The sequence below is a fragment of the Streptococcus australis genome, assembly GCF_901543175.1.
GTDB lineage: Bacteria > Bacillota > Bacilli > Lactobacillales > Streptococcaceae > Streptococcus > Streptococcus australis_A.
In genome coordinates this window covers 269,016-288,856 of sequence record NZ_LR594040.1, presented here as the reverse complement: position 1 = coordinate 288,856, position 19,841 = coordinate 269,016, and the positions used below count along the sequence as shown (strand labels likewise).

Genomic DNA, 19,841 nt, shown 5'->3' with positions numbered 1-19,841 from the left:
TTTGCTCATTTTAGTCAGTCATTTCCACACAGAAGGCATCCCATGGAGCCAAGACCTGTTTCTCAAGTGCTTCTTTAGCCGCGGTGTTTTCAATCAAGACAGATTTAACTTTTCCTTCTATTGAAAAGTTTTGTTTTTCATTGGACAAATTAGCCACAACTAGGAAGCGGCGATCGCCGTCCTTACGGATATAGGCAAAGACCTTATCAGCCGTATCAAGCAATTCAAAATCAGCTCGAATCAGCCAACTATTCTCCTTACGGATTTGAACGAGTTTTTGATAAGTATAGAAAATAGAATCTGGATTTGCCAGAGCTTCTTGAACGTTGATTTTTTCGTAGTTTGGATTAACTGCCAACCAAGGTTTACCTGTTGAGAAGCCAGCATTTTTGCTTTCATCCCATTGCATCGGAGTGCGGGCATTGTCCCGACCAATGACACGGATGCTGTCCATAATCTCCTCTAGCGAAACGCCTTTTTCAAGAGCCTCACGCGCATAGTTGAGGGATTCAATATCTTCTACTTGATCCAGTGTTTCAAACGGATAGTTTGTCATCCCAATCTCCTCACCCTGGTAGATATAAGGTGTCCCTCTCATGAGATGAAGCAGGATTGCAAAGGCTTTAGCAGATTTTTCACGGTATTCTTGGTCATTTCCCCAGATAGAGACAATACGAGGGAGGTCATGATTGTTCCAGAAGAGGGAATTCCATCCGTCTTCAACTCCTAACTCTGTCTGCCATTTGTTGAAAATTTCTTTCAACTTACTGATATTCAGTTCTTTTTGATAGTGCCATTTAGGTTGCCCTTCCTGATACTGAAGACAGATGTGCTCAAACTGGAAGACCATAGACAATTCTTGGCCCTTTGGATCAGAGTAAAGCTTGGCAATTTCTGGCGTCGCCCCCCAAGTCTCTCCTACTGTCAAGAGATCTTTATCCCCAAAGGTCGCTTGGTTCATCTCCTTGAGATAGGGATGAAGCATAGGCCCGTTATTGACTACTTTCTCATCAGGAATCTTACCAATCATATCAATGACATCCATACGGAAACCGCCAATCCCTTTATCAATCCAGAAGTTCATCATCTCATAAATTTTCTGGCGGAGTTTTTCATTTTCCCAGTTGAGATCGGGCTGTTTCTTACTGAAAAAGTGAAGATAGTATTGACCTGACTTTTCATCGTATTCCCAAGCAGACCCACTAAAGATAGAGTCTAGATTGTTAGGCTCATTCCGCCAGATATAGTAGTCTCGCTCGGGGCTGTCAGGGTTTTCACAGGCCTCGACAAACCAAGCATGCTCATCCGAGGTATGATTGACCACCAAGTCCATGATGATACGGATATCATGCTTCTTAGCTTCTGCGATCAGTTCATCCATATCCTCCATAGTTCCAAAAATAGCCGCAATCGCTTGATAATCAGCAATATCATAGCCATTATCATCCATAGGGCTGTCATAAACGGGTGAAAGCCAAATCGCTGTAATCCCTAGCTTGGCTAGATAGTCTAACTTACTCGTAATTCCTGGCAAATCGCCAATTCCATCTCCATTACTATCCATAAAGCTCTTAGGATAGACTTGATAGACTACGGCATTGTGCCACCATTTTTCTTGCATCTGTTTACCTCAATATTTTAATAATCTATAATCTATGATAGCGCTTTTTAAAACTTTGTGCAAGCGTTCGCCTAATCTTTTTGATTTCTTTTTTAGCTCCGTAGTTTCCTAATTCCCATTTTTTTTATATAATAGAGGTCAGAGGTAAAAAAATGAAAAAACAAGCTTTTAGTTCTGAACAATATTTAAATCTACAGCGCGACCACATTTTGGAGCGCATTAACCAATTTGACGGCAAGCTTTACCTAGAGTTTGGTGGCAAAATGTTAGAAGATTTCCACGCTGCTCGTGTATTGCCTGGCTATGAACCTGACAACAAAATCAAGCTCTTGCAGGAGTTGAAGGAGCAAGTTGAGGTTGTGATTGCTATTAACGCTAGTAATATCGAGCATTCCAAAGCACGTGGCGACCTAGGCATTTCTTATGACCAAGAAGTTCTTCGTTTGATTGATAAATTTAATGAACTGGGAATCTTTGTCGGCTCTGTTGTCATTACACAATACGCAGGTCAACCCGCTGCAGATGCCTTCCGTAACCAGCTCGAGAAAAACGGAATTGATTCTTATCTTCATTATCCAATCAAAGGATATCCAACGGATATGGATCACATTATTTCACCTGAGGGAATGGGGAAAAACGACTACATCAAAACCAGTCGCAACTTAATTGTCGTAACCGCTCCTGGACCTGGTTCTGGAAAATTGGCAACTTGTATGTCCAATATGTACCACGACCAAATCAACGGTATCAAATCTGGTTACGCTAAGTTTGAAACCTTCCCAGTCTGGAACCTTCCCCTTCATCATCCAGTTAACTTGGCCTACGAGGCTGCTACAGCAGACCTAGATGATGTCAACATGATTGACCCCTTCCATCTCCAAACCTACGGAGAAACCACAGTCAACTACAACCGTGATATCGAAATTTTCCCAGTGCTCAAGCGCATGTTAGAGCGCATTCTCGGTGAGTCTCCATACGCTTCGCCGACAGATATGGGTGTCAACATGGTTGGTTTTGCTATTACTGATAATGAGGCTGCTATCGAAGCTTCTAAACAAGAAATCATCCGCCGTTACTATCAAACCGTTCTTGATTTCAAAGCCGAAAAAGTTGGGGAATCTGCTGTCAAGAAAATCGAGTTGCTCATGAACGACCTCGGCATCACACCTGCAGACCGTAAAGTTGCTGTCGCCGCTCGTCAAAAAGCAGAAGAAACTGGCGGTCCTGCCCTAGCTCTCGAATTGCCATCAGGCGACATTGTCACTGGTAAAAACTCCGAACTCTTTGGTCCTACAGCGGCTGCCTTGATCAACGCCATCAAGAAATCTGCTAACATCGCTAAAGAAGTGAAATTGATTGAACCTGAAGTCGTCAAACCAATCCAAGGCCTTAAAATCAATCATCTCGGTAGCCGTAATCCGCGCCTGCATTCAAATGAAATTCTCATTGCCCTTGCCATTACAGCCATGGAAAATCCTGATGCTGCGCGCGCAATGAAAGAACTTGGTAACCTCAAAGGAAGCGAAGCCCACTCAACCATCATCTTGACCGATGAAGACAAGAACGTCCTTCGTAAACTCGGTATCAACGTGACCTTTGACCCTTACTACCAATACGATCGCTTGTATCGCAAGTAAATAAACGAGGCTGGATAAAACTCAATTTGGGTAAAAATCCAGTAAATCTTTACATGATAAAAGATAAAACGCATAATATCAAGGCTTTTGAACACTTGATATTATGCGTTTTTATGATTTTTTCATCCTCATTTATTTCAATGAAATTGCCAACTCAACACAGGCTCCTCCTTGGTCTGGATTGAGCAGGGTCAGACGACCACCATGCAAGAGAGCGACCTGCTTAGAAAAGGCTAAGCCGATACCATGATGGGGATTAGCTGAATTGCGGCTTTGGTCACTCTGGTAAAAGAGCTGTTCCGCTCCCAGCAGCATCTCCTTTGAAAATGCAGGGCCGTTGTTCCAGATAGCAAAAACCAACTGATCCTGCTGCACTGATACCGTCAGCTTCACTTCCTTTTGATCCGGGTCAGCATGTTCAAGCGCATTCAGTAAAATATTGATCAAAGCTCGCTTGAGATAGTCCAAATGAACTGACAAAATCAGACCAGGCTCACAATCTTCTTGGAGAGAAAAACGATAGCTTTCCTGTTTGCTGAACAGTGCCCAATCGTCCTGGAGATCAGCCAAAAAGTCCTCTAAGGAAAGCTGACTGAACTGATTAGAATCAATCTGAAAAGTCTTAGCGTAATCAATCAAAGAGCCACAATACTCTTCCATCTTGTGACTGGCCTGCAAAATCTCAGCAGCATAGTCTGCCTGCGGCTGGCTCAACTGCGCCAACTCCAAGAGCTCAGCATTCCCCTTAATCACAGTTAGGGGCGTCTTCAAATCGTGCGATGTCGCTGATAGCTGTAAAATCAACTCCTGATTATGCCGCTGCTCTTTTTCTAGAAGACGAGCATTTTCTTGGTGGCTGCTTCGTAAATCGCTGTAGACTTCTAGCATCTCCTCAATCCGAAAAAGCTGACTTTGATTTTCTTCTAAAAGCTTCTCGCTCTTTAGCATTTTTATTTCCCTGTCGATTTTTCGGAGCAATTTCAAAATATGATAAAAAGTAATCAGCAGTAAGCTCCCTGCCCAAAAGAACAAGGTGAAAAGGACATAATCGCTGCCTTGTGTAAATTCATAGCCGATAAGCACAAAAATCAAAACATGAAAAAAGACGATTTTTAAACTGGTTGTCCAGACTAGGCTTTTGAAATTTCGGGTTCTAATTGCCATCTATAGCCTACTCCTCTCACTGTTGCGATTGCTTGCAGCCCTTCTTGTTTGCATTTTTGGCGAATCTGATATACATATTCTGAGATGGAGCGAAGCTGTGTTTCTGAACTTTCTGGGTAAAGTAAGGTATGCAGGCGTTCAGCTGAAAAGGTCTGCTTGGGATTGCTAGCTAGTAAATGCAGCAATTTAAACTCTCGCTCTGAAAATTTCAAGACTTTACCAAAACAGGCCACTTCATAGCGCTCTGGATAAAATTGGCAAGAAGCAACTTCAGAATAGCGCTCCTCCCGTCTTTCCTCCCGCCGAATATGCGCTCTGACACGCGCCAGCAATTCTTTGGTTCCAAAAGGTTTGACAATATAGTCATCTGCTCCGCGAAAGAGCCCTTCCACCTTGTCCGCCTCCAACTCCTTAGCCGTCAGAAATATGATTGGGCAAGAAAGATGAGGACGAATGTAGGAACACAGCTCAAAACCATTAACAGGCTCCATCATCACATCCAGCAGAATCAAGTCATATCCGACAAAATGTGTCAGCTCTAGCTCTTCTATCCAATCAAGCGTCGTCACATCATAAGCATCGAGCTCTAGGACGTTTTTCACCAGTTTCAAAATGCTCCGGTCGTCATCAACCACCAAAATACGATACTGTCTCATATTTTCCATTATAGCATACCTCTAGCGAACATCTTGTTTCAAGGTTAAGAATATAGCAGAGCTCCAAACCAAAGCTAACCAGAACAGCTGTATTCCCAACCCTGATAAATCTATTGAATGCTGAAGCCCTTCATAGTCAAAAAGATTTAGCGTAGCCAGATCGGGCAGGTATTTTGCTTCCTGGATAAAAGTTGCCAATAAACGGCTGAGTCCAATCAGGAGAGGAAAGAGCACCGACATCGGCACAACCCAAGATTGAAATAGCAAAGCGAGGCCCGCAGTTAAAAAAGCCAGAAAAATATTGCTGAGAAGACCAAAAGAGCTGTAATAGAAGAATTTCCCCAGTAAGGACCAGCTAAAGTCTAGGTCAAAACGAGCCAGCATAACAAGGAAACAGCTGCCTATCATGACACTGTAGAGAAACAAGAGCAGCAAGGTCAGAAAAAGGAATTTCCCAGCCAACCAAGCCTTTCTATTTGATACGGTTAGAAAATTCGTTCGCATCCCAGACTTGACAAACTCTTGGGCAAAATAGAGAGAAGTGAAGATGACGATGACAGGCTGCGCCAGATAGAGGGCATGCAAAACCTCGCTCAGAGCCTTCGTCTGACCAACTGCTGTCTGACTGTAGTCAAGATTCATCAGAAAAAATGGAACAGCTACCATAGCCACCAAGGCTGCACCAAGAGCGAGATAGTAAGAACGGAACTTAATCCATTCACTTCTAAGCAGAGCTTTTATCATCAGTAGCGCCCTCCTAAATCCGTCTTCAAAAAGCGCAGAGAAGTCATGCCGCCGATGATTAGTATCCATGCGCCAAGTATCAACAGCCCTTGCAAGGGATTGTTGACATATTGGGAAGTTGGCGTTGCAGTAAACAACTCTCCTGCTGGCTGTGGCAAATAAGCTCCCCAACTCGTGTGAGATGCCAGGTAGTTTCCTAGATTATAGATCTGTGGCACGAGAAAAAGCAGAGGAACTAACATGGTCCGAGCCAATAAACCTAACAAAAACGAAAGAATTCCCAATAGGGTTAGAGATAAGGTTTTCCACAAAATCAGACTCCAAGCAGCCTGATTGAGCAGAATCGGATTAAGCCCTTCCTTTCCTAAAGCCAGATGCATGACCATATAACTAAAGTAAATCGATAAAAAGCTAGTGGTAAGAGAAAAGCAAGCAAAGGTCATGAGTTTTCCGACAAGCAGCTTCAGGCGGTTATTACAGGATAAAAGACTGGTTCTCAAGCTATGAGACTGAAATTCCATAGCCCCCAAAATTCCAGCTAAGATGACCAAAACCATGCCCGCCATAGAAGCCCCATTGAGGCCTAGATACTCCAGTGGGTCAATGGCTTCTGCGAGGCCGGGAACAGTCTCAGGTGTGGCATCCAAGCCGACAGATAAATACTGTCGACCCTCCAGCCAGGATACGGCAGGCACCAAGAGTAGGATGAATGCCATACTCACTCTGAAAGCCTTGGTTGAGCGGATTTTCAACCATTCTGAATGCAATAAGGACATCGTTTCTTTCATCTTAAACCTCCTCTGTCAAATCAAAGAAGAGATCTTCTAGACTGTCTGAATCTTGCAGTACCTCTTCCAATTGTCCCTGCTCAATAATTCGCCCATGATGAATCAAGACTACATCATCTGTCACCATTTGCACCTCTGATAGGATATGAGAAGATAGAAGTACCGTTTTCCCTAAATCAGCCTGCTGACGGATGAACTTTCTAAACCACTTAATCCCACTTGGATCCAGTCCATTAGTCGGCTCATCTAATATAAGAAACTGAGGATCACCCAGCAAAGCTGCAGCCAAACCCAAGCGCTGACCTTCCCCCAGAGACAGGCTTGATAAGAGGTCCTTTCTCTTATGAGCAATTCCAGTCATCTCCAAAACCTCATCAATCCGAGGCTTGGGAATAGCATTGCTCGCCGCAATAATTCGCAGGTGATCATAGACCTTACGATTTGGCAAACCGCCAATGCCATCAAAGGCTGCACCTACCGTTCTGAGTGGATAGGTCATTGACTGATAGGTTTGTCCATCAAAAGTCGCAGTCCCTGCTGTCGCCCGATCTAATCCCAAGAGAATCCTCAAGGTCGAACTTTTCCCTGCACCATTTGGGCCTAGAAAAGCTGTAATCCGACCGCTTCTAGCTGTAAAAGAAATATCTTCTAAAATCTGCTTGCTGCCATGCTTTTTGCAGACTCCTTCTATTTTCACCATATGTTCCATACTGAACTCCTTTATCTTTATTTTCTCCAGTATACCCAATCTAGTTCAGAATTAGTTCAGAGATTAAGCAGAAATTCTAAAAGTTGATCCCACCTTTCAAAAGTCGCTCTAACTTCATTAGAAAGAACTCAGTTTTTCTTTTCCTTTACCCCATTCTTTCTTTATAATTCTGCGAGTTTTGTATGGAGACTTTGTTATACCAAAAAGTCATTTATTAAACTCCATCAAGAGCAGGCTTTATGATATAATGAAAGAAGAAAACTGAAAGGAACGACCATGTCAAAAGAAGTTATTGTTGAAAGTTTTGAACTTGACCACACCATTGTCAAAGCACCCTATGTTCGCTTGATTGGGGAAGAAACAGGGCCAAAGGGAGATGTCATCTCCAACTTTGATATTCGCTTGGTGCAACCAAATGAAGACTCTATCCCTACCGCTGGCCTTCACACTATCGAACACCTCTTAGCCAAACTCATCCGTTCCCGCATTGACGGTATGATTGACTGTTCACCCTTTGGCTGCCGGACAGGCTTCCACATGATTATGTGGGGTCACCATACCAGTGCTGAAATCGCGGCTGTTATCAAGGATTCGCTCAAAGAAATTGCTGAAACCACTACTTGGGAAGATGTCCCAGGGACAAGCATCGAATCTTGCGGAAACTACAAGGACCACAGCCTCTTTTCTGCTAAAGAATGGGCGAAACTCATCTTGGAACAAGGAATCTCAGATGATGCCTTTGAGCGCCATATCATCTAAACACAAAAAGGAACCAGCTTTTTAGCTAGTTCCTTATTTTTTCTCAAAATCTTAAGTTAGGCTTTTTCACGAATGACCAAGACGCCATCTTCCATATCTGCTTCCAGATGTTTGGCATCTAGATGATCCAAATGGAAGTCCGTCACCTTATCACGGATTTGTTGTTCAACTACACGACGGAGAGGACGAACACCCATGACTTCGTCATAACCTTCTTCTGTGATAAAGTCCTTAGCTGCTTGGCTGACCTCCAAATCAATGTCTTTCTTAGCCAAGGTTTGGTTGACCTCAGCCAACATCAAGTCCACAATCTTAGAAAGATCTTCCTTAGTTAAGTGTGAGAACTCGATAACAGCGTTAAAGCGGTTAAGGAACTCTGGACGGAAGAATGGTTTCAAACGATCCATCAATTCTGGTTTATCCGCATCTTCTGTCAAGTTGGCTTCATAGCCAAATCCAGCGTTTGATGTCGCGATAATGACAGTGTTCTTGAAGTTCACTGTATTTCCTTGACCATCAGTTAAACGACCATCATCTAGGACTTGGAGGAGAAGGGTGATTACTTGAGGATCAGCCTTTTCAATTTCGTCCAAGAGAATGATAGAGTATGGATTGCGACGAACACGTTCTGTCAAGGTATTGCTGTTGTCATCATATCCTACATAACCGGCTGTTGTACCGATCAGCTTAGATACAGCTGTGCGGTCACTGTATTCAGACATATCCAAGCGGATGATCGCATCCTTGGTTCCAAACATATCCAGTGCCAATTGCTTAGCAAGTTCTGTCTTACCAACTCCAGTAGGCCCTACAAATAGGAAGCTACCGATTGGGCGATTGCCTTCATCAAAACCAGCACGGTTACGACGGATAGCACGAGCTACAGCTTCAACCGCCTTATCTTGGCCGATTACCTTGTGTTCCAAGCGATGGGCCATATCTTTTAGGCGTTCGATATCAGATGCCCCCATTTGAGACACTGGGATACCAGTCATACGCTCTACGGACTCGGCCACATCATTGACAGTGGCAGTCACTTTCATGTCTTCTGTGTGGTTTTCGACTTTTTTCTCTAATTCTGCAATGCGTGTTTTAGCATTGAGAGCTGCTTCAAAATCTTCTGCCTCCACTGCCTTTTCTTGCTTGTCTTTTTCTGCCTCAATCTCCCGTTCAACAGCATGCACATCTGTTACAGGATGTTGAGCTGCCAAGTGAGCTGCCGTTACATCGACAAGGTCGATAGCCTTATCAGGCAAACTACGTTGAGGAATGTATTGGATCGAATAATCCACTGCTGCTTTCAAGACCTCGTCTGGCAAGATGACATTGTGGTGTTGTTGATAGAGATCACGGATTCCTTGAAGGATTTTGAAAGTATCTTCAGCCGAAGGAGCATTGACCTTGACTTCGTTGAAACGACGAGCAAGAGCTGCATTCTTCAAGATAGTGTTGCGGTATTCATCCTGAGTTGTCGCTCCAATAACGGTCAACTCACCACGGGAAAGAGCTGGCTTGAGAATATCTGCGAGCCCCTTAGAGCCACTATCACCACCAGTGCTACCAGCACCAAGAATTTGGTGAATTTCATCAAAGAAGAGGATAATATTTCCTGCTTCTTTCACTTCGTTGACTAGATTTTGCACATTTTCTTCAAAGCTACCACGGTATTGAGTACCAGCCTCGAGACCTGAGATATCAATGGAAATGATTTCCTTGTTCTTAATAGCAGCTGGAACATCTCCGTTCACAATGGCTTGCGCTAGGCCTTCGACAACTGCTGTCTTACCAACACCTGCATCTCCTACTAGAACAGGATTGTTCTTGGTACGACGTGAGAGGATTTCAGATGTTTCTTGAATTTCCTTGTTTCGTCCGATTACAGGATCCAACTTGCCCTCACGAGCTTCCGCTGTCAAGTTACGGCCCAGTTTAGCAAGGACGCCGTCTTGTTTCATACCTGAAGCATGTTGTTGCATTTGCGCATCAGATTCTGCATTTCCTGGTAATTTCCCAGTTGCACGATACTGAACAAATTCCTCAGGTGTCACTTCTCGTCCATTAATCAAGTAGCGACGGTTTTCAGAACTGTACCCTCGCATACCACCCATCAATTGATTAAATAAATCATCCATGTTGTTAAAGTTATTAAAGTTGTTGTTCATATTTTTTACCTCATTTATTGTTTATGATTTGCGATCTCTGATATTGACTATCTTTGACCTTTGTTTTAAAAAATTTAGACTAGCTATCTGACTACTCTACGTATAATTTCTGGTTTTTCTTTTTTAAATAAGCCTTTTATCATCTTCTTTTCAAAGTCTGTTAGATTAAACATAGGCCTCACCCCTTTCTCGGGATTCTATACCTCATTCTCAAAGACTAATTCGTTGAAAATGAGCCTTTTAAGGAATTCATTTTCCTTATGTTTCTACTATATCACATTGGTCAGTAAAAGTCAATAACTTTTTGACCAAATTTGACTAATTTTTTTAAAATTTTTCAAGGACGCAAAAAGCCAGTCATATCGACTGGCCTTCTTATTATTCTAATTGAATATTAGCTCAATGCATCATCCATTGAAAGAACTTCGTGGAAGACACGTTGTGTCAATTCAGTTTTTTGTTCTGGTGTGAGGTATTTAGTGTTTACACAGTATCCAGAGATACGTACGATAACGTCTTCACCTGACATGATCTTTTCGTAAACATCGTTCAAGTCCATAACGTTCAAGTTAACGTGTTGTCCACCATTTTCGAAGTAACCATCAAGGATTGTTACCAAGTTATCAACTTGTTCGTCACGAGTCTTACCAAGAGCACGTGGTGATACTTGAGTTGTCAATGAGATACCGTCAGCCGCATAACTAAAGTCAAGACTCGCAAGTGAGTTCAAGTTTTGCAACCATCCACCTTTAGCTTTGTTAGATGGGTTAGCACCTGGTGAGAAGAATTCAAGTTTAGACAAGTTCACAGAACCATCTTCGTTGAGGTATACACCTTTGTGGACTGGTGAGTTACCAGTTTGTTTAGAGTAAGCAACGTTAGATGTGATTGTCAAAAGTGATACTGTAGCTTCTGCGTCTTTGTATAGTTTGTGGCTACGTAGACGAGTTGTATAAGCTTCGATCAACCATTCTGCCAATTCGTTTGAACGTGGGTCATCTTCACCCCAACGTGGGTATTCACCGATTGTTTCGTAATCGTAGATGTAGCCATTTTCGTCACGGATTGGTTTAACTGTAGCGTACTTGATAGCTGACAATGTATCAACTGTATTCGCAAATCCACAGATACCGAATCCCATGTTAGCGCGTTGTTTAGTTGGCAAGAAGGCCATTTGAACAGCTTCGTAGTTGTACTTGTCAGTCATGTAGTGGATGATGTTCAAAGCATCTACGTAAGTGTCAGTCAACCAGTCAAGAGATTTTTCGAAGTTGGCTTTAACTGATTCAAATTCGAGAACTTCGTCACGGATTGGTTCGATGTCAAATACTTTGTAGTCTTTGTGAACATCGTCGTAACCACCATTCAAACCAGTAAGAAGGGCTTTCAACACGTTTACGCGAGCACCGAAGTACTGGATGTTGTGGCGTTGTTCTTCGTTTTCTGGGTCAAGTGGTGACACACAGCATGAGATACAGCTCATCTCTCCGTATCCGTCTTTAGCCATTGTAGTTACACCTTCGTATTGGATAGAAGAGTGTTTGTGGCTCATATGCATACAGTAGCGACGGAAGTTGTATGGCAATTTGTCAGTCCAAAGAACTGTCAAGTTTGGCTCTGGAGAGTTACCGATGTTATCAAGAGTGTTCAAGAAACGATAGTCCATCTTAGTAACACGGTGACGACCGTCGTTACCCATACCAGCCATAGAAGTTGTGATGAAGGTTGGGTCACCTGAGTATAATTGGTCATATGCTTTTGTACGAGCAAATTTAACTGTACGAAGTTTCATAACGAAATCATCAACGAATTCTTGGATTTCTGATTCAGTAAATGTACCACGAGCAAGGTCACGTTCTGCAAAGATGTCCAACACGATTGGCACACGACCTAGAGATGTAGCAGCACCGTTGATTACACGGCAGACAGCCATGAAGGCGATATTAACCCATTGGATTGCTTCTTTAACGTTCATCGCTGGTTTGCGAACATCAACTCCGTAAAGATCACCCAAGCGAACAACTTGTTGCAATGCTTGGTATTGAAGGTTGATTTCTTCACGAAGACGGATTGTTTCTTCATCAATTTCTTCGACCGAGTTCCAGTCGTTTACTTTTTCTTGCATCAAGTAGTCTGCACCATAAAGAGCAAGACGTGCGTAAACACCGATGATACGTCCACGTGAGTATGCATCTGGAAGACCAGTTACAGTGTGAGCGTGGCGAGCACGACGGATGTTTGAAGTGTAGGCACGGAAGATACCGTCGTTCACTGTTGTTACGTATTTAGTGAAGATTTCGTGAACAGCTGGATCTGGTTCGTATCCATTTTCTTTCAAAGTAGTTTCAGCCATACGGATACCACCTTTTGGCATGAAGTTCAATTTGAAGAGTTCATCATTTTGGATACCGAAGATCACTTCGTTTTCTTTGTCGATAAATCCAGCAGGAATATCAGCAATAGATGTTGGACGAGTGTCCATTGGGAAACGAGTTTCTTCGTAGTGAGCCTTAGTTTCTTCTACAATCTTTTTGATGTGAAGTGAACGTTCTGTTGGTCCAGCAAGGAAACTTTCATCACCATCATAAGGTGTGTAGTTAGCTTGAACGAAGCGAGAAACGCTTGCTTTTTCTTTCCAATCTACGCCTTTGAAGCCTTCCCAAGCTTTGTCAAAAATGTCTTGTGCTTCAACAACTGTCTTAACAACCATGTTAATGTCCTCATTTTTCTTTCTAGCAACAGCCATCTGTTACAATCATGAGTCAAGTATACCATACAGTAACCGATTTCAACAAGCGAAAAAAGCCTTTTTTATTACTTTCTTTTCTAATACAGTCTGTTATTTAACACGATCTGTATTATATATTTGAAAGTAGGATTATCCTTTTCCATTTTTTCAGAAAAAAGAGTATAATGAATAGAAAACGACACTAGAAAGGAAACCAAATGCTCATATTTCCATTGATTAATGATTTGTCCAGAAAAATCATCCATATCGACATGGATGCCTTTTTTGCTGCGGTGGAAATAAGAGACAATCCTAAGTTAAAAGGAAAGCCTGTCATCATTGGGAGCGACCCTAGACAAACAGGCGGACGGGGAGTTGTTTCCACTTGTAGCTACGAGGCACGAGCCTTTGGTATTCACTCTGCCATGAGTTCTAAAGAAGCTTATGAGCGTTGTCCCCAAGCCGTTTTTATCTCCGGAAATTATGAAAAGTATAAGGCAGTGGGTCTTCAGATTCGAGCTATTTTTAAACGTTATACTGATTTGATTGAACCTATGAGTATTGACGAAGCCTACTTGGATGTAACTGAAAACAAACTCGGTATCAAGTCAGCAGTTAAAATAGCTCGCCTCATTCAACAAGATATCTGGCAGGAACTGCACCTGACTGCTTCTGCTGGCGTTTCCTACAATAAATTTCTAGCTAAAATGGCCAGCGATTACCAAAAGCCACATGGTTTGACAGTGTTTCTACCTGACCAAGCCCAAGAATTTCTTAAACAGATGGATATTGCCAAATTCCATGGTGTAGGTAAGAAAACAGTGGAAAGACTTCATAAAATGGGCATTTATACTGGCGCAGACTTACTCAACGTTTCTGAAGTTACTTTAATCGATCGCTTTGGCAGACTCGGTTTTGATCTTTATCGAAAAGCTCGGGGTATTCACAATTCTCCAGTCAAGTCCGATCGCATTCGTAAGTCCATCGGCAAGGAGAAAACCTATGGTAAGATTCTCCAAGATGAAGAGGACATCAAAAAAGAGCTAACTCTTCTCTCTGAAAAGGTAGCTCTCAATCTCAGCCAACAAGACAAAACTGGAAAAATCATTATCCTAAAGATTCGTTATACTGACTTCTCCACTCTGACTAGACGAAAAAGCCTCCCACAAGCTACACAGGATGCTAGTCAGATTTCTCAAACTGCCCTTCAACTCTACGAAGAAGTAGCTGAAAAAGAAAAAGGCATTCGTTTGCTAGGAGTCACAGTAACAGGATTTTAAAAAGCTTGAAGGAAGATTCCCTCAAGCTTTTTCTTATACAAATAAACGCACAAAACTATAAAGCAACAAAACACTACCAAGTACAATACGGTATTTTCCAAAGAGTGTAAAGTCGTGCTTCTTCACATAGCTGGTCAAGAAACGAATAGCAACCATGCTGACCGCAAAGGCTACTCCCATGGCTACAAGAAGTAAGAATAGTTGACCAAAACTCAAAAGCTGACCTGCCTTAACAAATTTGAAAATCTTTAAAGCACTAGCTCCGAACATAACGGGAATCCCGAGGTAAAAGGTAAACTCCGTTACAACAGAACGACTCGTTCCATTCAACAAACCACCGACGATAGTGGCACCTGAACGACTTGTTCCTGGGAAAAGGGCAAGGACTTGGAAGAGTCCGATGTAAAGGGCTGTTTTATAAGGCAACTTGTCTAACTCAGTTACTGTTGGTTCAATGGCCTGCGCCTTATTTCGTTTTTCAAGATAGATAAAGGCAACCCCATAGATAATCAGCATGATAGCAACCGAAACCATGTTATGGAAATTGGCATCAAACCAATCATCCAGTTTAAAGACCAATAGCAAAGGCAAGGTCGCAACGAGAACTTTTGACCACAATTGCCAAGTTCGACGAACTTCGGCCTTGTTTTTACCAGGTTTGAAGGGATTGAGCTTGTTAAAGTAAATGACCATAACCGCTAAAATAGCACCGAGCTGAATGACAACATTAAACATGGACATGAAGGCTTCATTTTGGTCCTTGTATTGTACAAATTCTTCAACCAAGATCAAGTGTCCAGTACTTGATATAGGCAACCATTCTGTAATTCCTTCAACAATCCCGAAGAAGATGGATTTTAAAATTTCAATAAGATACATAGATTACTCCTTTTTCTGTCCTCTATTATAGCATAATTTCGGATGTTGCGATAGATTTTTTCTAGAAGGCGCCGATGCTTCCACCACCTCCGCCTCCTGAGAATCCTCCACCAGAACTTCCACTTCCAGAAGATACGGAGTAGCTACTTGCTGTGTTTGCAATACTAGCATAGTGACTCATTTGAGCAGTTGAATGATAAAACATACTGTGCCAGCCATAAGCTACGTAAAGATTGATATCTGGGTTCTCAACTTGAATCTGATAAGATTTCATCAAATGACTCACCTTGTCCGCATAACCAAATAAAGTAGCATAGACAAGGAGACGATTCCAAAGAACAATACTCTCTAATTCTGCCTTATCTAGATGAGCGATATCGCGAAGCATGTTTTCAAAACTAGTCCAAAGATAGTATGCTTCTAGTCCTTCCTCATTTAAAACACCATCACGAGTATCAAATCGGGTCGTCCAATAATAGACGGCAACTAACATCAAGCTCACAAACCCAAGGATAGGAAGTGGCAGAGAAAGGTACCCGTGAGCATCCAAACTATACAAGAACCAGCCAAAACCAACAAAAGCAGGTAGAAGCGTAGAGACGCCTATCATCAATCGCAAGATTTTTTCTCCATTACTCAGTGGACGATAATAATCTGGAAGGTGCAAAGAGGAAACCCGTTTTCTCACCCCATCCTGCATCTGCTTCAGAGCTTGCTCGAAAGACGACTTAAGCTTACGTCCCGTTTCCTGAATCCGTTTTTCATCAGCTGCTTTTGCACCTTGGTAAAGACTAGTTGACACTTGGTAATCTGCAAACAAATCTGAAACAAGCACTTCTTCTCTTCCTGAAAAGGCTAAATTAAGGCAATCTTTTTCAAAACTTGCCAATCCTTTTTCTTTTACGACTTTTAAACGGACCTCATCTCCATTTGAGATGATTGAAACATTTCCACGGTCAATCACATCCAATAAAGTTGCCTGAACGAGTTGATCAAAGGTGAACTTCCCGCCTCCCTTGGTCAAGGGACTGACTTCCTCTAAAGAAGTGGAGTAAACAGCTTCCGATAAAACCATCGGTTCTAAGTCCATTGGCGGTTCATAGAGACGGTGATTTTTAGCATATTTCTTCGATGGAGAGGTTTTTCTTCTGTAAATGCAGTAGAAAATAACACTAAAGACTAAGGAAAGCGAGAGTAGCAAAGGGATGATCCACATAACCAGAGCTTTGCTCTGAGCTTTTTCAGCAGTAATGGATTCCTCAATTTTTTCAAATTCTGCTAAACGATTGCCTTTCAATCCCTGATCCAAAGCTGTTTCGAAATCTTTTCTAGGCCAATAGGCATGCAATTCAACCCCACGCTGACGAGGTAGGTTCTGTAAATGAACACGATAATCACCATCTATCTTTTCTACCTTGCCCTCTGTAAAGAGTTTCCCTGTATGAAAGAACAATTTTTCTGCTCCATTAAAGCCCGTTACTCGAAACTCAAAATTTTCGATAGGTTCTGAACTATCCGTCAGGGGCTGCCAATTAAGTTCCGCGATATCATCATATAGAAATAGGAGATTTTTTAGTTGCCATGTGATTACCACTTCAACGGTATCCCCCTCTTGGCCTGGATTATACACTTTTACAGTATAACCTTCCGATTCTTCTATCACTTCACTATTGACATTCTCAATGGCACTAGCATTTTTCCATACCTGAATCTTCGGACTGGAATCTATTTCAAAGCCCTTTGGCATCTTACCAGCACGGCCAAGTCCTACTAGTTGTCCATTAAAGTCTTCATCAAAATGATAGACTACTTTCTCCCTATATTCTGCCGTATTATCTGCATGAATATACAAATCACCTTGATAAGAGCGAATCTTGAAATCAACCGCAAAAACAGAGAGTGGTAAAATACAAAACAAGCTAAATAAAAGCAAGAAAAAAGTCTTTTTCACAACACAATCCCCCTTTTTATCTTTGCTATCATTATATCATTTTTTATAAGTAAAGGCTTACTTGTATTGAAAATCTCACTATTTTTCGATACAATAGAGAGAAGTCATTTTTAGACTAGAAATAGGAGAAAACATGAAAAAATTATGCTTATCTATCCTTGCTAGCCTAGCCCTTACACTGGGACTAGTTAGCCAGGTCCAAGCTGACGAATATTTACGCATCGGGATGGAGGCAGCTTACGCCCCTTTCAACTGGACCCAAGACGACGATAGTAACGGCGCCGTCAAAATCGACGGTACCAACCAATATGCCAATGGCTACGATGTCCAAATCGCTAAAAAGATTGCCAAAGACCTAGGCAAGGAACCTTTAGTCGTTAAAACCAAGTGGGAAGGACTTGTTCCAGCCCTTACTTCTGGCAAAATCGATATGATCATTGCAGGTATGAGCCCAACGGCTGAACGTAAACAAGAAATTGCCTTTTCAAGCAGTTACTATACTAGTGAACCTGTTCTATTGGTCAAGAAGGACTCTGTCTATGCCAATGCCAAATCTTTAAACGACTTTAGCGGAGCAAAAATCACGTCTCAACAAGGCGTTTACCTTTATGACTTGATTTCCCAAATCCCTGGTGCCAAGAAAGAAACAGCCATGGGGGATTTTGCTCAGATGCGCCAAGCACTTGAAGCAGGTGTCATTGACGCCTATGTTTCAGAACGCCCTGAAGCCCTGACCGCTGAATCTGCCAACTCCAAATTCAAGATGATCCAACTTGACAAGGGCTTTGAAACCGGAGAAGAAGACACTGCTATTGCAATTGGTCTTCGCAAGGACGATAGTCGCATCAGCCAAATCAATGCCAGCATCGAAACCATTTCTAAGGACGAACAAGTAGCTCTCATGGATCGGATGATTAAAGAGCAACCAGTGGAGGCGACAACAACAGAGGAAGAAAGTAGTTTCTTTAGCCAAGTCGCTAAAATTCTTTCTGAAAACTGGCAACAACTCTTGCGTGGTGCTGGTATCACACTCTTGATCTCCATTATCGGGACCATCGCAGGGCTTATTATCGGGCTTGCAATCGGAGTCTTCCGTACTGCTCCACTATCTGAAAACAAGGCCATCTATGGCTTGCAAAAACTACTTGGCTGGATCCTCAATGTCTATATTGAAATTTTCCGTGGTACACCAATGATTGTTCAATCTATGGTTATCTACTATGGTACAGCACAAGCCTTTGGAATCAATCTCGATCGCACACTTGCAGCCATCTTCATCGTTTCAATCAACACTGGTGCCTATATGACAGAAATCGTCCGTGGAGGTATCCTAGCAGTTGATAAGGGACAGTTTGAAGCCGCAACTGCTCTTGGTATGACCCATAATCAGACAATGCGTAAGGTTGTCCTACCTCAGGTCGTTCGCAATATCCTGCCTGCAACTGGTAATGAGTTTGTCATCAATATCAAGGATACGTCTGTACTGAATGTTATCTCTGTTGTGGAACTCTACTTCTCTGGAAATACCGTGGCAACTCAAACTTATCAATACTTCCAGACATTTACAATCATCGCCGTGATTTACTTTGTCCTCACCTTCACAGTGACCCGTATTCTACGCTTCATCGAAAGACGCATGGACATGGATACCTACACTACAGGTGCTAATCAAATGCAAACGGAGGACTTGAAATAATGAATCAACCCATTCTTGAAATTAAACACCTCAAAAAATCCTATGGACAAAACGAAGTCTTAAAAGACATCTCTCTATCAGTCCACAAAGGAGAGGTTATCTCCATCATCGGGAGCTCAGGAAGCGGAAAATCAACCTTCCTACGTTCTATCAACCTACTTGAAACACCTACTGAGGGGGAAATTCTCTACCGAGGAGAAAACGTCCTTGCAAAAGGCTATGACCTTACTCACTATCGTGAAAAACTCGGTATGGTTTTTCAATCCTTCAACCTCTTTGAAAACCTCGATGTTCTCGAAAATACTATTGTCGCCCAAACGACTGTCCTCAAACGAGAACGCTCTGAAGCTGAAAAAATTGCCAAAGAAAATCTTGAAAAAGTTGGCATGGGGGAACGCTATTGGCAAGCCAAACCGAAACAACTCTCTGGGGGCCAGAAGCAACGTGTAGCCATCGCCCGCGCCCTCTCCATGAATCCTGATGCCATCCTCTTTGACGAACCAACATCTGCTCTGGATCCAGAAATGGTCGGTGAAGTCCTTAAAATCATGCAAGACCTGGCTCAGGAAGGATTGACCATGATTGTCGTAACCCACGAAATGGAGTTCGCCCGCGATGTCTCTCACCGTGTCATCTTTATGGATAAGGGCGTCATTGCTGAAGAAGGCAAGCCAGAAGACCTCTTCACGAACCCTAAAGAAGACCGGACAAAAGAGTTTCTTCAACGTTATCTCAAATAACAAACAAAGACTGCATAAAATTATGTAGTCTTTTTACTAACCCTTTGCAAAACAAAAGGCAGATCCATTTTAAGAATCTGCCTGTAAGCCTAGTTCAATCTTCAAATTTTTCATGATTCTTGTCATAAAAATCAATCAAACCTAGGGCTGTTTCAAATGAAATATTTTTCACTTTTGCACGACCTTGTGCCAAAGCAATAATTGACATTTCACGTGCATTTGTTTCCTTAGAGATACGGTAACCTGTGATTTTCTTATCACGAACCCAGCCAACAACTGATTCTACTTTTTCAAAGTTTGATTTAGCCATGTTCTTCTCCTATTTTG

The 19,841-nt window shown here is 42.3% G+C and carries 16 protein-coding genes; 5 read left to right on the top strand and 11 right to left on the bottom strand.

The window, feature by feature from the left end:
• Positions 1-10: 10 nt before the first annotated feature.
• The gene (locus FGK98_RS01615; protein ID WP_138099749.1) at positions 11-1,621 is read right to left on the bottom strand and encodes a glycoside hydrolase family 13 protein; all 1,611 of its coding nucleotides are present in this window, start codon (positions 1,619-1,621) and stop codon (positions 11-13) included.
• 152 nt (positions 1,622-1,773) lie between these two features.
• Here FGK98_RS01615 and FGK98_RS01610 point away from each other — a divergent pair, with 152 nt between their 5' ends.
• Entirely contained in the window at positions 1,774-3,258 is a 1,485-nt protein-coding gene (locus FGK98_RS01610; RefSeq protein WP_138099748.1) for a DUF1846 domain-containing protein, read from the top strand.
• Positions 3,259-3,390: 132 nt separating this feature from the next.
• On the opposite strand, the gene FGK98_RS01605 is transcribed toward FGK98_RS01610, so the two are convergent.
• The 5 genes from FGK98_RS01605 to FGK98_RS01585 are packed head-to-tail and all read right to left on the bottom strand — an operon-like array spanning position 3,391 to position 7,319.
• A complete protein-coding gene (locus FGK98_RS01605; RefSeq protein ID WP_138099747.1) occupies positions 3,391-4,422 on the bottom strand; it encodes a sensor histidine kinase in 1,032 nt (343 codons plus the stop codon).
• Positions 4,389-5,087 (bottom strand): response regulator transcription factor, encoded by a 699-nt coding sequence (locus FGK98_RS01600; protein WP_138099746.1) that lies wholly within the window; start codon positions 5,085-5,087, stop codon positions 4,389-4,391. Before FGK98_RS01600 ends, FGK98_RS01605 begins: the two co-directional genes overlap by 34 nt.
• A gap of 12 nt (positions 5,088-5,099) precedes the next feature.
• On the bottom strand, positions 5,100-5,822 hold the full coding sequence (locus FGK98_RS01595) for a lantibiotic ABC transporter permease (RefSeq protein ID WP_138099745.1): 723 nt from the start codon (positions 5,820-5,822) through the stop codon (positions 5,100-5,102).
• Positions 5,822-6,610 (bottom strand): lantibiotic ABC transporter permease, encoded by a 789-nt coding sequence (locus tag FGK98_RS01590; protein WP_138099744.1) that lies wholly within the window; start codon positions 6,608-6,610, stop codon positions 5,822-5,824. Before FGK98_RS01590 ends, FGK98_RS01595 begins: the two co-directional genes overlap by 1 nt.
• Position 6,611: 1 nt before the next feature.
• On the bottom strand, positions 6,612-7,319 hold the full coding sequence (locus tag FGK98_RS01585) for an ABC transporter ATP-binding protein (protein ID WP_138099743.1): 708 nt from the start codon (positions 7,317-7,319) through the stop codon (positions 6,612-6,614).
• Between the two features lie 276 nt (positions 7,320-7,595).
• Between FGK98_RS01585 and FGK98_RS01580 the strand changes: the two genes are divergently transcribed.
• Positions 7,596-8,078 (top strand): S-ribosylhomocysteine lyase, encoded by a 483-nt coding sequence (locus tag FGK98_RS01580; RefSeq protein WP_138099742.1) that lies wholly within the window; start codon positions 7,596-7,598, stop codon positions 8,076-8,078.
• 56 nt (positions 8,079-8,134) lie between these two features.
• On the opposite strand, the gene FGK98_RS01575 is transcribed toward FGK98_RS01580, so the two are convergent.
• Together FGK98_RS01575 and pflB are read right to left on the bottom strand one after the other, a co-directional pair.
• Complete coding sequence (locus FGK98_RS01575) at positions 8,135-10,240, bottom strand: ATP-dependent Clp protease ATP-binding subunit (RefSeq protein WP_138099741.1); 2,106 nt, start codon at positions 10,238-10,240, stop codon at positions 8,135-8,137.
• A gap of 394 nt (positions 10,241-10,634) precedes the next feature.
• Positions 10,635-12,950, bottom strand: a complete 2,316-nt coding sequence (gene pflB / locus FGK98_RS01570) for a formate C-acetyltransferase (RefSeq protein ID WP_138101019.1) — start codon at positions 12,948-12,950, stop codon at positions 10,635-10,637.
• Between the two features lie 236 nt (positions 12,951-13,186).
• On the opposite strand from pflB, the gene dinB reads away from it, so the two are divergent.
• Complete coding sequence (gene dinB / locus FGK98_RS01565) at positions 13,187-14,248, top strand: DNA polymerase IV (RefSeq protein WP_138099740.1); 1,062 nt, start codon at positions 13,187-13,189, stop codon at positions 14,246-14,248.
• A 33-nt stretch (positions 14,249-14,281) separates the two neighbouring features.
• Here the strand turns inward: dinB and FGK98_RS01560 are convergent, their stop codons facing one another.
• Both FGK98_RS01560 and FGK98_RS01555 read right to left on the bottom strand, forming a co-directional pair.
• Positions 14,282-15,127 (bottom strand): undecaprenyl-diphosphate phosphatase, encoded by an 846-nt coding sequence (locus tag FGK98_RS01560; protein ID WP_138099739.1) that lies wholly within the window; start codon positions 15,125-15,127, stop codon positions 14,282-14,284.
• A 61-nt stretch (positions 15,128-15,188) separates the two neighbouring features.
• A complete protein-coding gene (locus tag FGK98_RS01555; protein ID WP_138099738.1) occupies positions 15,189-17,078 on the bottom strand; it encodes a DUF2207 domain-containing protein in 1,890 nt (629 codons plus the stop codon).
• Between the two features lie 133 nt (positions 17,079-17,211).
• On the opposite strand from FGK98_RS01555, the gene FGK98_RS01550 reads away from it, so the two are divergent.
• Both FGK98_RS01550 and FGK98_RS01545 read left to right on the top strand, forming a co-directional pair.
• On the top strand, positions 17,212-18,774 hold the full coding sequence (locus FGK98_RS01550; RefSeq protein ID WP_138099737.1) for an ABC transporter substrate-binding protein/permease: 1,563 nt from the start codon (positions 17,212-17,214) through the stop codon (positions 18,772-18,774).
• Positions 18,774-19,514 (top strand): amino acid ABC transporter ATP-binding protein, encoded by a 741-nt coding sequence (locus FGK98_RS01545; protein WP_138099736.1) that lies wholly within the window; start codon positions 18,774-18,776, stop codon positions 19,512-19,514. Before FGK98_RS01550 ends, FGK98_RS01545 begins: the two co-directional genes overlap by 1 nt.
• Before the next feature lie 94 nt (positions 19,515-19,608).
• Here FGK98_RS01545 and FGK98_RS01540 read toward each other — a convergent pair whose 3' ends face one another.
• Positions 19,609-19,824 (bottom strand): capsule biosynthesis transcriptional regulator, encoded by a 216-nt coding sequence (locus tag FGK98_RS01540; RefSeq protein WP_001130035.1) that lies wholly within the window; start codon positions 19,822-19,824, stop codon positions 19,609-19,611.
• Positions 19,825-19,841: the final 17 nt, after the last annotated feature.

Bases quoted from the DNA above. Each gene is read 5' to 3' on its own strand.
- FGK98_RS01590 (WP_138099744.1), bottom strand. From the start codon at position 6,610: ATGAAAGAAACGATGTCCTTATTGCATTCAGAATGGTTGAAAATCCGC.
- FGK98_RS01585 (WP_138099743.1), bottom strand. From the start codon at position 7,319: ATGGAACATATGGTGAAAATAGAAGGAGTCTGCAAAAAGCATGGCAGC.
- FGK98_RS01575 (WP_138099741.1), bottom strand. From the start codon at position 10,240: ATGAACAACAACTTTAATAACTTTAACAACATGGATGATTTATTTAAT.
- FGK98_RS01595 (WP_138099745.1), bottom strand. From the start codon at position 5,822: ATGATAAAAGCTCTGCTTAGAAGTGAATGGATTAAGTTCCGTTCTTAC.
- FGK98_RS01610 (WP_138099748.1), top strand. From the start codon at position 1,774: ATGAAAAAACAAGCTTTTAGTTCTGAACAATATTTAAATCTACAGCGC.
- pflB (WP_138101019.1), bottom strand. From the start codon at position 12,950: ATGGTTGTTAAGACAGTTGTTGAAGCACAAGACATTTTTGACAAAGCT.
- FGK98_RS01580 (WP_138099742.1), top strand. From the start codon at position 7,596: ATGTCAAAAGAAGTTATTGTTGAAAGTTTTGAACTTGACCACACCATT.
- FGK98_RS01540 (WP_001130035.1), bottom strand. From the start codon at position 19,824: ATGGCTAAATCAAACTTTGAAAAAGTAGAATCAGTTGTTGGCTGGGTT.
- FGK98_RS01600 (WP_138099746.1), bottom strand. From the start codon at position 5,087: ATGGAAAATATGAGACAGTATCGTATTTTGGTGGTTGATGACGACCGG.
- dinB (WP_138099740.1), top strand. From the start codon at position 13,187: ATGCTCATATTTCCATTGATTAATGATTTGTCCAGAAAAATCATCCAT.
- FGK98_RS01545 (WP_138099736.1), top strand. From the start codon at position 18,774: ATGAATCAACCCATTCTTGAAATTAAACACCTCAAAAAATCCTATGGA.
- FGK98_RS01550 (WP_138099737.1), top strand. From the start codon at position 17,212: ATGAAAAAATTATGCTTATCTATCCTTGCTAGCCTAGCCCTTACACTG.
- FGK98_RS01615 (WP_138099749.1), bottom strand. From the start codon at position 1,621: ATGCAAGAAAAATGGTGGCACAATGCCGTAGTCTATCAAGTCTATCCT.
- FGK98_RS01560 (WP_138099739.1), bottom strand. From the start codon at position 15,127: ATGTATCTTATTGAAATTTTAAAATCCATCTTCTTCGGGATTGTTGAA.
- FGK98_RS01605 (WP_138099747.1), bottom strand. From the start codon at position 4,422: ATGGCAATTAGAACCCGAAATTTCAAAAGCCTAGTCTGGACAACCAGT.